At 43.6% G+C, this 13,479-nt stretch carries 10 protein-coding genes and 2 pseudogenes; 5 read left to right on the forward strand and 7 right to left on the reverse strand.

Translation table 11 applies throughout. The features are described 5' to 3' along the window. The first annotated feature begins 206 nt into the window (after positions 1 to 206). The gene (locus ACOBWA_RS01485; protein WP_420230018.1) at positions 207 to 971 is read left to right on the forward strand and encodes a hypothetical protein; all 765 of its coding nucleotides are present in this window, start codon (positions 207 to 209) and stop codon (positions 969 to 971) included. A gap of 264 nt (positions 972 to 1,235) precedes the next feature. On the opposite strand, the gene ACOBWA_RS01490 is transcribed toward ACOBWA_RS01485, so the two are convergent. From ACOBWA_RS01490 to potA, 4 genes and pseudogenes are all read right to left on the reverse strand, one after another. Further along, positions 1,236 to 2,126 (reverse strand): LysR family transcriptional regulator, encoded by an 891-nt coding sequence (locus ACOBWA_RS01490; protein WP_420230019.1) that lies wholly within the window; start codon positions 2,124 to 2,126, stop codon positions 1,236 to 1,238. A gap of 115 nt (positions 2,127 to 2,241) precedes the next feature. After that, positions 2,242 to 3,048, reverse strand: a complete 807-nt coding sequence (gene potC / locus ACOBWA_RS01495; RefSeq protein ID WP_420230020.1) for a spermidine/putrescine ABC transporter permease PotC — start codon at positions 3,046 to 3,048, stop codon at positions 2,242 to 2,244. Next, positions 3,048 to 3,926, reverse strand: coding sequence for a spermidine/putrescine ABC transporter permease PotB (gene potB / locus ACOBWA_RS01500; protein ID WP_420230021.1), 879 nt, complete (start codon positions 3,924 to 3,926; stop codon positions 3,048 to 3,050). The genes potC and potB overlap by 1 nt, the downstream gene beginning before the upstream one ends. Further along, positions 3,926 to 5,165 (reverse strand): annotated as a pseudogene (potA, locus tag ACOBWA_RS01505) (spermidine/putrescine ABC transporter ATP-binding protein PotA). The gene potB and the pseudogene potA overlap by 1 nt, the downstream one beginning before the upstream one ends. Before the next feature lie 412 nt (positions 5,166 to 5,577). Between potA and ACOBWA_RS01510 the strand changes: the two are divergent. The 3 genes from ACOBWA_RS01510 to ACOBWA_RS01520 all read left to right on the forward strand — a co-directional run bounded on the left by ACOBWA_RS01510 (position 5,578) and on the right by ACOBWA_RS01520 (position 8,001). Beyond that, positions 5,578 to 6,216, forward strand: a complete 639-nt coding sequence (locus tag ACOBWA_RS01510; protein WP_057758161.1) for a carbonic anhydrase — start codon at positions 5,578 to 5,580, stop codon at positions 6,214 to 6,216. Positions 6,217 to 6,368: 152 nt separating this feature from the next. Beyond that, entirely contained in the window at positions 6,369 to 6,926 is a 558-nt protein-coding gene (gene gloA / locus ACOBWA_RS01515; protein WP_201606991.1) for a lactoylglutathione lyase, read from the forward strand. 97 nt (positions 6,927 to 7,023) lie between these two features. Beyond that, positions 7,024 to 8,001 carry a mechanosensitive ion channel family protein gene (locus ACOBWA_RS01520; RefSeq protein WP_420230022.1) on the forward strand — a complete coding sequence of 326 codons (978 nt, stop codon included), beginning with the start codon at positions 7,024 to 7,026 and terminating at the stop codon, positions 7,999 to 8,001. A 128-nt stretch (positions 8,002 to 8,129) separates the two neighbouring features. On the opposite strand, the gene ACOBWA_RS01525 is transcribed toward ACOBWA_RS01520, so the two are convergent. The 3 genes from ACOBWA_RS01525 to ribA all read right to left on the reverse strand — a co-directional run bounded on the left by ACOBWA_RS01525 (position 8,130) and on the right by ribA (position 10,739). Continuing rightward, a complete protein-coding gene (locus ACOBWA_RS01525; RefSeq protein WP_420230023.1) occupies positions 8,130 to 8,606 on the reverse strand; it encodes a c-type cytochrome in 477 nt (158 codons plus the stop codon). Positions 8,607 to 8,992: 386 nt separating this feature from the next. Then, positions 8,993 to 10,003: an oxygen-dependent coproporphyrinogen oxidase gene (hemF, locus tag ACOBWA_RS01530; protein WP_420230024.1), complete on the reverse strand. Its 1,011-nt coding sequence runs from the start codon at positions 10,001 to 10,003 to the stop codon at positions 8,993 to 8,995. 7 nt (positions 10,004 to 10,010) lie between these two features. Continuing rightward, on the reverse strand, positions 10,011 to 10,739 hold the full coding sequence (gene ribA / locus ACOBWA_RS01535; protein WP_102078052.1) for a GTP cyclohydrolase II: 729 nt from the start codon (positions 10,737 to 10,739) through the stop codon (positions 10,011 to 10,013). Positions 10,740 to 11,372: 633 nt separating this feature from the next. On the opposite strand from ribA, the pseudogene dxs reads away from it, so the two are divergent. After that, a pseudogene (gene dxs, locus ACOBWA_RS01540) lies at positions 11,373 to 13,444 on the forward strand (1-deoxy-D-xylulose-5-phosphate synthase). Positions 13,445 to 13,479: the final 35 nt, after the last annotated feature.

Genomic DNA, 13,479 nt, shown 5'->3' on the forward strand with positions numbered 1-13,479 from the left:
TAATCGTTTAAGAGTCTGTTATAAGTGGTTCCATATTAACAGTCTGTTTTAAGTAGTCTATTAATACGTTTGGAGAGTGAATTAGCTGGTTCCGTTGGGGTATACCTTAATAAAAATAAACCTAGGCTTTTCTAAAATGATAATCTTTCAAGTTAATATTTACGAATTTGACAGCAAAGGTTAATATTCATTTATTGAGGTAGTCAGTGTTTATTAAAGAATTTAGCCAAATGATAACCATCGTATTATCCCTACCTATTATTAATTCTTGTGGTGAAGAGCTTCGCCCGAATCATATTGGCGATCTGGGCGGTGTTCCTGTTGATATGCCTAAAAACCTTGTGCATTTTGTTGCGTATGACGGCGACCCTACGTTTGGTAACAAACGTGAGCATCCAAAACCCATGCGCACTTATGACTCAAAAATCAACAGTTTCGGTTTTGATCTGCGTTATACCGACAATACTATGCTAGATACGACTAATAAAGCCCTTAAGAGCGCTTATCGTAGAGAAAATAAAAGAAACTTAGGAGATAATCCTTGGGTGTCGGTCAGCGTCAACTCAGGCGACAGAGTGACTGTTTCTAACCCAACTCACCGTATTGGCTATGGAACAATTAATGCAAGTGACGTACACCCTGTTTTTCAGTATCAACCGCTTAACGATGATCAATTTGGATTGGAGGTTTATACACAGACAGGTATCGACCCGAAGACCAATAAACCATGGCGTGAAGATAGTTCTGCAAAGGATGTGTTTATTCAGCGAGATAAAACAGGTCAGATCATAACTCATATAGAGTGTTCTAATAGAGATGTACCAAGACCGCCTTGCACTCACTTTTTTGATTTAGGGCCACAGAGGAATCTGTCTATCAGGGCGCATTATTCTCGCTACAATCTTGCTGATTGGCAAAAAATTGAAAACCTAGTCAGGCAACAACTTTTAATCTTTCAAAAAACGTCATAAGTGTTGTTATCAAAATGAACTTAAGAGATTTTATGCTCTAGCAGTTCGATGCCTGTATAGCGCACCGATCACGAATAGAATATGCATGGTAAGTACACCATGAAGTACACTGCTGTTAATTCAACAACTCGAACCATTGCTACCACTAGCCTACAGCCGTAGATTCAAGTCCTCACTAGGGAGCCATCATTTTCCCCAACGCCTATCATAACGTAAGAAAGCAAACGATATTTATAACCAAAAAATGTAATAAACAGTGGAGTATTAAACCGGCTTCACAATCCCTTCTAACAAACTCGCAAAACCCTGCATATAAGCAATGTCTTGACTAGAAGTACGCGTCGCCGCATACAACTGACAATGCACACCTTCTCCTAACGGACGGGAGACCACCCAGCCTTTTCTCTCGTATTCAGCAACCACCCAATCAGGCAATGCTGCTACGCCGCGTTCACTAGCAACCAACTGAATTAGCATCGCGGTCAGCTCTGTCGTACGAACACTCTCAAAGCTTACTTGTGCTGGCGTCATAAAGTTAGCAATGATATCGAGGCGTTTGGCTTCTACGGGATAAGCAATCAATGTCTCATTAATCAAATCATCTGGTTCAATAAATTTTTGAGCAGCTAAATCATGCGTTGGTGAAAGTACCAAACGACTCTCATATTCAAACAATGGCTGATAGCTGATACCGTCGAGCGGTAAATCACTGGTAGTGATAAGCAGATCAATATCACCTTCCATGAGTAGATGATGCGGCTCAGGCTCAAACCCTGTGGCAAAGTCCAGCTCGACATCTGACCATTCACGGCGATAATGATTGAGTATCGGCATCAGCCAATCAAAGCAGCTGTGACACTCTGATGCTAGGCGTAATCTACCTGCTTGACCATGTGCTAAGCGTTTGAGGTTAGATTTGGTACGAGTAACTTGCGGTAGGATATTGTCTGCCAATGCCAATACTGCTTTACCAGCTGGCGTAAAACTAAGCGGGCGCGTCCGACGATTGACTAAGCTGATGTCGTAATAGTTCTCAAGCTCTTTTAATTGATGCGAAACGGCCGAGGCAGTAACGTGTAGCTCATCCGCCGCTGCTGCAAGTGAACCATGCGCTCGTAGCGCGATTAATGTATTAAGATGACGTAGCTCAAGCATAATATGACCTAACCGCTAAGGTGAGAAAAATTCATTATAGTCAATATAGCGCTGACTTTCACTCATAGTCCATTATTAATGAGTAGTTAATAAGCAATTAGTCAGCAATCAATATCTATCGCTTGCGTAACAATAACTGTGAGATAACGACCAACACTAGCGAAGCAACCAGCAATAACGTACCAATGGCGTTGACTTCTGGCTTGAGTCCTACGCGCACCATAGAATAAATGCGCAGCGGTAAAATCTCATAACTAGGCCCTGTGACAAAGGTCGATACTACTACATCATCTAGCGATAGGGTAAAAGCCAGCAACCAACCCGCCATAACCGCAGGCAAGATAACGGGAATCAATACGGTGCGCACCATGGTTGATTCGTTAGCACCTAAGTCGCGTGCCGCTTCCATCAATCGCTCATCTAAACTGCTTAATCGTGCAAAGACGGTAATGACAACGAATGGCAAGCAAAAAGTAATGTGAGCCAATAGCAATGAGACAAAACCCAATTGCAAACCAATCAGTAAGAACAATGCTAGCAATGAAATAGCCAATACAATCTCAGGCGACATCATAAGTACAAACAGCAGCCCATTTAGTAAGCCTTTACCACGAAAATTATAACGATGCAAAGCTAGAGCAGTGAGTGTGCCTATCAAAGTCGAGACAGTGGCCGCCACCAATCCTAATACAATCGAGTGCCAAAATGCATCGAGCATCGCTTGGTTGTTAAACAGTGACTCGTACCACTTTAAGCTAAAGCCGCCCCAGTTGTAGCCAATTTTCGACTCATTAAAGGACATTACCACCAAGACAATAATAGGCAGGTACAACAAGGCATAAATCAGTCCGAGATAGCCTTTGGCAGCGATACTGCCAATCTTAAGCGTACGAGCTTTTTTATTCGGTGAGCTATAAGACATTAGGCCACCTCGTTAAAATCAGTTTTGCCAATGCGGCGGCTACTGGCACGGTAAGCAAGTAATAATACTGCCATCGCTAGTGTCAATAAAACGCTAGCTGCCGCGCCAAAGGGCCAGTCACGCGCATCCAGAAATTGGTTTTTAATAATATTACCGACCAATAAATTACGAGAACCACCCAAGATGTCTGCCACATAAAACATGCCCATCGCAGGCAATAGCACGAGCAGTACACCAGAGATAATCCCTGGTGTCGTTAATGGCAATACCACATGCCAAAAGGTTTGTGTTCTGGATGCGCCCAAATCTTGCGAAGCCAGTAGCATGTCATTACGCAAGTCGGTAAATACTGCATATAGTGGCAGTACCATAAAAGGGAACAGCAAGTAGGTTAGTCCTGCGATCACTGCGCCTTGTGTATATAAAATATCGATTGGCGTATCGATTACGCCGATGGCTAATAGCAATTTGTTAATCAAACCGTTATTGGCAAATAGTAATTTGAGCGCATACGTCCGTACCAAAGAGTTGGTCCAAAATGGCAGTATCAGTAGTAGCATTAGTAATGGCTGCCAACGTACTTTTGCTTTGGATATTAGCCATGCAAAAGGGTAGCCCAGCAGCAAGCAGATAACTGTTGTGATACCTGCCATCCATAATGAGTGGACAAATACCTCAAAATACAACGGATCAATCATCCGTACATAGCTGTCGATGCTAACAGGTAAGCTAATAAAGGCACTGCTATCACGAGTTAAAAAACTGACAGCGATGACTAGGATATTTGGTAATAGTGCAAATATCAGTAGCCAACCCCAGATTAGCCAAAGCGTGGCAGTACGAAATGGACTTTTGCTGCCTAAGTGGTTGCGAGCCATCAGCTACCATCCCTTTGTGCAGTTATGTCTGGCACAGTTTCAGAGTCTTCTGGCAACACCCATTCCCAGCCATCTACCCATGAGACTTTGACGCCCTCGTTTAGTTTGTAATCAAAGCTTGGATCATCCTCATCAAAAAACTCAGAGGCCTTAATGATATGACCATTTGCCAGTTCGATAATCGAGTCTAAGGTGCTACCTTTATAGTTACTCTCGATGACACGGCCTAATAGTCCGCTATGTTCGTTGTCTTTTGGATCGTATATTCGTAGGTCTTCGGGGCGAAGTAGTAAATTGACGATATCGCCCACTTGCACGTCATTGGCAAAATTGGGACGACGTAAGTTACGTAATGTAGTTGGCCCTTCTTGTGCTTGCGCTTCACAGACTTCGACCTCGATACGCCCGTTAGTCACTTTGCCATCTCGATCTGGCTGGTCTGGATGGACACCTTTGACCTCAGCTCTGAACAGATTGGTCTCGCCGATAAATTTTGCAGTAAACAAATTGGCAGGGGTTTCATAAATCTCGATAGGCGTACCGATTTGCTGGAACGTGCCATCTTTCATTACGGCAATACGGTCTGACATCGAGAGCGCTTCTTCTTGATCATGGGTCACGAAGACAAAGGTAATGCCTAGCTCGCGTTGTAGACGCTTAAGCTCAGATTGCATTTGCAGGCGCAGTTTATGATCGAGCGCAGACAATGGCTCATCGAGCAATAGCAGTTTAGGGCGGTTAATCACCGCGCGTGCAATGGCAACTCGCTGCTGCTGACCACCAGACAAATCTTGCGGTTTGCGGTTGGCCAAATGCTCTAGCTGTACCATCGCTAGCATCTCGCTAACACGTCTTTGGATTTCATCTTTCGGGACTTTTTTAGCTTTAGGCCATAAGCCACGTTTTGGGCAACGCTCATATGAGGGAACAACGCATATTGCTGAAATACGGTATTGACCGGACGTTTATCAGCGGACAAGCCTGCCATCTGTACGCCATCCAAATATATCGCCCCAGCGTTCGGCTGCTCAAAGCCTGCAATCAAGCGTAGTAATGTCGTCTTACCACAGCCTGATGGGCCAAGCAGCGTCAAAAACTCACCATGCTTGATATCAAGGTTGATGTCTTTTAGGACTTCGGTTTGATCATAGGTTTTTTTAGACCAGTCAGTTGCAGCAGCACCTGATCATCATGAGGTGACGCAGAGGTGTTATGCGTATTTTGAGATAAATCGGTCATAATATCTGTTCCTAAGCGTCCAATTTCTGTATACAGCTGACTGTCATTATAGGGATTGGCATGAGCGTAAGCATGTTCGGATTACTGCCTGAATGCTGCCTGAATGCTGCCTGAATGCTGCGTATTATAACAAACCCTTGATATAAGTCAGTGCAAGTTCGTTATAAGTTACGCGAGTCATACTGTCGTAGCAGCGATATATACAGCTGTATTTTTAGATGTGACTACATTTACCTAGCGATATTTAGACAAATTTTTTTACCGTTTTTGGGTTTTTATTCCTATACAATCACGTTATGGCTGACAAACATTATTAGCCTGATAGTTTGACGATAATTAGTCAGTCTGTGCTGGAATACATGTATGCAAAACAGCTTATAACTCTAATATTATTGATGATAAAGGATCTCTCATGCCTACCGATATACGTCCAACCACAGGTCAAGAAGCGCTTGAGCTTTTAAAAGCAGGTAATGCACGCTACGTTGATAGCCTCACCAGTACCGATGAATATATGCAGCGCCGTCCAGAGTTGGTCAAGGATCAAAATCCATTGGCTATTATTTTGGGTTGCTCAGATGCACGAGTACCAGTTGAGATTGTTTTTGATCAAGGTTTGGGAGATTTGTTTGTTATACGAGTCGCAGGTAACGTGGTTGCACCATCACAGATTGGTTCAATCGAGTTTGCAGCTGAAGCCTTTGGCACGCAATTGGTAGTGGTACTTGGACATTCAAAATGCGGCGCTGTCACGGCTTGCGTCGAGACGTTAATTAACCCTGAGCAGAACTATTCACCTAACTTGCAATCTATCGTTGATCGTATTCGCCCAAGCGTTTATAACTTGCACGAACTGGCAACTGCTAATGGTCAAGACGTCGATGCAGACGAGCTGGTCGACCGCTCTATCCGCGCTAACGTACGTATGTCAGTCAGTCAGCTAAAGCATGGCTCACGTGCATTAGAGGACTTAACCAATAGTGGTCAGCTATTGGTAGTCGGCGCTGAATATGATCTAGAGACCGGAAAGGTACGATTCTTAGACAGCTAATATATCTAAATATGAACATATTTTGTTCATATCCTTACAAAACCCTATCAATTATTTTGCCAATTTTTATTATGATGAGAGACAGCAGTGAATCATGACAGTCGTGATTCGCTTATTTATAACACTCTTTTTTGAATAACCTTAGGATAACTATGTCTACTAACGATAATAATTCGACCATCGCACAGCCTGCGAGCAGTATCAGTGTAGATGGCGTCAAGTCAATCTCTACGCAAACGACAGGTTTTACGTTTAATCACACCATGCTCCGCGTCAAAGATCCTGCAAAATCATTGGCGTTTTATACTGGTGTCTTGGGTATGACCTTGCTTGCCGTTAAGAAGTTCCCTGACATGGGATTCGATTTATATTTCTTGGCTAAGTTGACCGAAAGCGAGCGCGAAAACTTGCCAACTGGCGATGACTTAGAAATCTTTGCTTTCCGTCAACGTGGTATTTTAGAGTTGACGCACAACTACGGCACCGAGACAAAAGCTGACTTTAGCTATCATGACGGCAATCAGGATCCACAGGGTTTTGGTCATATTTGTTTTAGCGTTCCAAGCTTGGATGAAGCGGTTGCTTGGTTTGATAAAAACGACGTCGAATTTAAAAAACGTCCAGAAGATGGCAGTATGAAAAACATTGCCTTTATCAAAGATGTAGACGGCTACTGGATCGAAATCGTACAGGCCGATTTGATGGGCTAACTGTCATAACGACAGCACCTATTAAGAGTCAGAACGACAGCACCTATTAAGATAAGTGCGTTAATAGAAATAAATAGAATAAAGGAGTATCACCCAGATGCCTACCTCTGAGGCAGACACGACACTGAGTGCTGAGACAGCTGCGCAGTCTACGACGACAGATGGGTTGACCTATCAAAGCATTCTTGGTTCGGCAAATGAGATATGGCTTGGCTTTGTTGAGCGCATCCCATATTTTGTCGCATCAATTATCGTTATCCTAATTTTTTGGTTTTTATCGATTGTCTTCAAGAAAATCGTTCACAAATTATTAGGTAGCCGTAGTCGGCATCAGAACTTGGTAAAAGTGTTTCAGCGGGTAGGCGGGGCGTTTATTTTCTTTATTGGTTTTATGATAGCGATGGTTATTGCGGTACCGGGGTTCACTCCTGCTAAGTTGATTGGCGCGCTCGGTATCGGTTCCGTTGCTATCGGTTTTGCTTTCAAAGATATTTTCCAAAACTTGCTTTCTGGTATCTTGCTGCTAATTTCAGAGCCGTTTCGTATCGGTGATCAAATCGTTTCAGGCGACTATGAAGGAACAGTTGAAGATATCAAAATCCGCGCAACTACTATCAGGACTTATGATGGCCGTCAAGTGGTGATTCCAAATTCAGATCTCTATACCTCAGCATTGACCGTCAATACCGCTTATAAGCAGCGCCGTCTGCAAGTCGCAGTTGGTATCGGTTATGAAGATGATATTGAAGCGGCTAAAGCTGAGATTATAAAAGCATTAGATAAGATAGAGAGCGTCTCAAAGAAAGCAACGCCAAGCGTAATTGCTACTGGTTTTGGCGGTTCGTCCATTGATCTAATGGTACGTTGGTTCATCGAAGATGGTACGCAAGCCAACAAAGTTGCCTCGATTCATCAAGTAATTGTAGGTATCAAAAACTCATTGGATGCAGCGGGCGTAAACATTCCATTCCCAATACGTACGATTGATTTGAGTGATCCTTCAGTGAGTGCAATCGTTAATAAAATGAACGAGCAGCAAGACGTTGTGGATGTGAATAAAACAGTGGCAGAGTAGGGCGCTCGGTGAAATATTTAATTAGTTTCGAAACTTTGATTTCCACATTATTCAGAAAACTAAAAAACCGCCACATCAATTGATATGGCGGTTTTTTATACGTGTCTACTTGCTATAAATACAAAGCTTTATTCGTCTTTTGCTCTAAAGTCGGTATGGCATGATTTACAGCTTGCACCAACTTGTCCAAACGCAGGCTTAACATCGTCCATGCTAGTGGCGTTTTGGGCGGCGGCGTTTAGCTCAGCAGTGACTTTTTGAAAGTTTTCAGCTTCAGCACTGAAACCATCAGCATTAGACCAAACCGCTTCAGTAGCATTACCTACCGCTTCTGGGTCTTCAAAATGACCCCAAGGCTTGGCGGCATCTTCTGCTAGGAATGCCGCTTGCTCTTTAAATACATCTGCATCAAATGTGTCAGGTGCTTTTGCCATATCACCCATGACGCCCATTGCATCGCCCCAGTTTTTCATAGTGTCTTTACGCGCTTGCACGTCAGGGTTAGATCCTGTTGAAGTGCTACAGGCCGTTAGACCTAGTGCAGCCGCCATCAAAGTAACGCTAAACAGAGACTTGAAAGATTTGTTGGTATGAACCTGTGCCATATGACTTACTCCTTTAAACTTGGCTAATAGTAAGCGTGATTACAAACGCTCGCTTTGACTTAAAATATAGTTATACAAAATACTGCCTAAAATTCTTTTGAGCACAGTTGCTAATAAAGAACGTCTTCTATTGTAACGGTTATCTGCGCGTTGGGAATTATATAGTTGTTATATCCTCGTAATATTTTAAATAAGCATACCTTAACTTGGTTGTTACTGCTTATAGTTGATTGCGATGATTTTATAGTAGCTGCACAACGTATTTCTGTACGATAACAACGTGAAAATGGCTCATTTGGATGATACTGACAATAAAAAGGCCAGCGAATAGTAGCTGACCTTTTTAATACTTTCCAAAAATATGAATGACGTGATATTTACGAAAACTATAGTGCTAACCAATCACGCGGTTTTAGATAATAATCGGTCAACTCAAATTCAGGCGTTCCTTCAGCAGGCTCGAAACGATAATGCCAGCTGGCAAGCGGCGGCATACTGACTAGGATGGATTCGATACGTCCGTTACTTTGTAGCCCAAATAGCGTGCCACGATCGTAGACCAGGTTGTATTCGACGTAGCGACCACGGCGATAGAGCTGAAACTCGCGCTGCGCTTCAGTATAAGGCGTATTTTTACGTTGTTCAAAAATCGGCATGATACCGTCAAGATAACCGTTGCCCACGGCTTTCATAAAGTTAAAGCAAGTCTCAAAGTCCCAGCCGCGACTTTCGGTACTGACGTCATCATAAAACAGACCACCAATACCGCGCTGCTCATCACGATGGCGCAGATGGAAATACTCATCACACCACTGTTTAAAATCAGCGTAGATATTGTCTCCAAAAGGTGCACACAAGTCATGACAGACTTGATGCCAGTGTACACAATCAGCGAGTACGGGATAGAATGGTGTTAAGTCAAAACCACCGCCAAACCACCAGATAGGAGCTTCGCCTTCGGCTTCTGCTACGAATAAACGCACATTGGCATGGCTCGTAGGCACGTTTGGATTTCTGGGATGGACAACCAGTGACACGCCCATTGCTTGAGCTTTACGTCCAGCGATATTAGGGTGACGCGCGGTAGCAGAGGCGGGGAGGTTATGTACATGAATATGGCTAAACATGACGCCCGCTTTTTCGATGACCTCGCCATCTGCCAATACGCACGACCGACCGCCGCCGCCTTCAGGACGTTCCCAGTCATCAGGAACAAAGGTCGCATACTCGTTGTTATTAGTGCTACCATCGCGCTCTTGTGTTTCTAGCGATTCACAGATACGCGCCTGTAAATCAACCAAAAATTCACGCACTCGCATGATGTCGTTATTGGTTGGCGTCGTCACTGACGCTACCGTTGATAAGTCTGTTTCGTTATTTGTAGTTGTAATACTCATAAGATATCTATTTATTCAGGTGTATGGCGGTATTAAGGTCTGTATCGAGAGAAGCATCTATATCAAGATTGATATTTTTATCAAACAAGTGGCCCATGCGATCACGTTTGGTTGCTAGATATTCCGCATTCATATCATTAACACCGACTAACAATGGCACTCGTTCGACAACATCAATGCCATGCTCAGTCAGATAAGCGACTTTGTTTGGATTGTTGGTGATGAGCCTGACAGCGTCGACACCGACATGGGCCAGCATCGGACCACACATATCATAGATACGCGCATCAGCAGGCAAGCCTAACATGAGATTGGCATCCAACGTATCATGCCCTTGATCTTGAAGGGCGTACGCACGAATCTTATTGGTCAAACCAATACCGCGGCCCTCTTGACGCAAATACAAAATCGCACCGCAACCTGACTCTTGGATGGCTTGCATAGCAGTATTGAGCTGCGGACCGCAGTCACATTTCAGTGAGCTAAACGCGTCGCCTGTCAGACATTCAGAATGAATGCGAATGAGCGGCACTTGCTTCGCTATCGATTCGTTCTTTTGGTTCAGTATCATGTTGTCTAAAGGTTGGTTAGCTATAACATCTGTCTGTTGTTCGACCACAGTTAGACCAACGGTCAGCATGACATGCTCTTGACCTTCGCTATTTTCAAAGATATGAATATCAAACTCGCCGTGACGAGTAGGTAATTTGGCACTAGTGATAAATTGATATGACATTGCTGTCCTACATAAGCCTAAAGTCGTGGCGGTGAAAAGTATGTTACTGCTGTTCGAGATGAGCGCTGTTAGCGCCGGTTACTGTTCGAGATAACTACTGTTTTCGAAATAACTATTAGTTGAGATGAGCATATCATCTAAACTTTACTGCTAAGATTAAGATGATACCAGTATAACCTGTTCATAAAGACAGCGTACTCATTGTATTTATTATAAAAACACACAAAATTCACAGACGATGCACGATGATTAAAGCGACAATTAAAAAAAGATGCTATTATGCCATACTATTTTGATGGATACAGTGACAAGTCTTTATCCTTGCACTACTATGTCGTCATTAACATCTGATATTGATGCAAAATAATAGGGCATAATGTCACCCCTCAGTTGTCAATAATATGAAAGCATCAATAGTTTGATATCAAAACGTTGGTATTGACGCGCAGTCTATTGTGCTAGCGTGTGTACTGTCGTAAGTAGCGCAGCTATACAAATACGAAAGTTGCATGAATAATTATATGGTCGATTACATCAATAATGATGTAGGTATTATTGACGTCTTTTGATTATAGTCACCGCTATATTTTAAAGACACGTCTTGTCAGCAGATTGGTAGGTATCGTACAGTTTATGCAGCAGTCACCTCATTCTCCAAAGTCTCAGTTCCTATCTACATCAGCGCTGGATTCTGCTGCCCAGCTATCGAGCTTACAGCAGACCTATACTGAGATTCCACGTGTGCGTCCTGATACGCCATTGCTTGATGCAATCGATACGCCCTCTAACCTGAGCACATTGAGCAAAGATCAGCTGATTACATTGGCTGATGAGCTGCGTCTTTTTTGTTGTATTCAGCTGGTCAGAGCGGTGGGCATTTCGGTGCCAACTTGGGTGTGGTTGAACTAACCATAGTACTGCATTATCTATTAGACACACCAAACGATCAGATCGTATGGGACGTGGGTCATCAAGCCTATGCCCATAAAGTATTGACAGGACGCCGTGATCAGTTGAGCACTATCCGGTCTAAAGATGGGCTGACGGCATTCCCAGAGCGCGCAGAGTCTGTCTACGATACCTTTGGGGTTGGTCATTCATCAACCTCAATATCAGCCGGTCTGGGCATGAGCCTCGCACTGCGTTATCAAGGCCGCGAGCAAACGGTTGCTTGCATCATCGGCGATGGTGCAATGACAGGCGGTATGGCATTTGAGGCCATGAATGACGCAGTACAGCAAGATGCTGATTTACTAGTCATCCTAAACGACAATGATATGTCGATATCTTGTTCTATTGGTGGATTTTCACGACATCTAGCGATGCTTTGGGAGTTAGGTTATCAAGTGGATATCTCTGAGTTAGGTGAGCCGGTACTTTGCCACCGTCCTGATATGCAGGCGTTCGATCGCCGCAAACGTCATAAAGAGATGCGCGATGTTCCTCAGTTAGAAGACAACTTATTCAAAGCGATTGGTTTTACCTATTTTGGTCCGTTTGATGGGCATAATATCCCTGAGCTACTGCGCGTATTGTCACTGGCGAAGCAAGTAAAAGGCCCAGTACTAGTGCATATCTATACCACTAAGGGTAAAGGCTTTGCACCAGCAGAATTAGATCCAGTGGGCTATCATGCAATCAGTAAATTGCCAGTCGAAAATCATAAAGAACATGAAAAGTCTAAAGCTGACTCTATAGAGCAGTTAAAAAAACAAACAAGTACAAAGCCAGCGTTAAAATATTCACAAGTATTTGGCCAGTTCTTATGTGATAAAGCGGCTGAAGACGATAAGCTACTAGCTGTCACCCCTGCCATGGAAGAAGGCTCAGGGATGACTGACTTTGCTTGTCAGTTTCCAGAGCGTTTCTTTGATGTGGCCATTGCTGAGCAACACGCTGTCACGCTAGCGGCTGGGATGGCAACTCAAGGCGTCAAACCTATTGTCGCGATTTATTCAACGTTCTTGCAGCGTGGATATGATCAGCTGATTCATGATGTTGCGTTGCAGAATTTAGACGTAATGTTTGCCATCGATCGAGCGGGCCTAGTCGGTGAAGATGGTGCCACACATGCTGGCGTGTTTGATTTCGGATTCTTGCGTTGTGTGCCTAATATGGTGATTGCAGCGCCAAAAGATGAGAACGAATGCTACCACTTGCTCAATACTTGCTATGAGTATCCAGGCTGTACGGCGGTACGTTATCCGCGTGGTACAGGCACAGGTGCTGATATTGAGCAGCTAGCTCAAACTTATAAAGTTGGTGAAGCGGTTGTCGAGTCAGTATTAGGCAAAGACAATGCACCTTACAAATTGGCACTTTTGGCCTTTGGTACGATGGTGGCCACTGCACAGCAAGCAGCAGAAAGCTTAACAAATAACGATGCAGCGTTAGATTGCCAGATACAGGTGGTCAATATGCGCTGGGTAAAACCGCTAGATACAGCAATGCTTGAGACGTTATTAGCACAAGGGGTCACTCATATAGCAACCCTAGAAGAGCACATGATTATGGGCGGTGCAGGTAGTGCAGTGAATGAATATTTACTCAATGAGTCGGCAGCCTTTAAGCAAAGTCGTCCAGCTATTGCTAATATCGGTATTCCTGATCGCTTTATTGCTCATGGCTCCCAAGCAGAACAATTGGCCGACTGTGGTCTAAATGTCGAGGGCGTGACTAAACAGCTTAAAAAGCTCTTATTGTAAGCATTGTTTTTAACGTTACAATATTATTTTAAGAA

It is taken from the genome of Psychrobacter sp. ER1 (assembly GCF_048631835.1).
Classification (GTDB): Bacteria; Pseudomonadota; Gammaproteobacteria; order Pseudomonadales; family Moraxellaceae; genus Psychrobacter.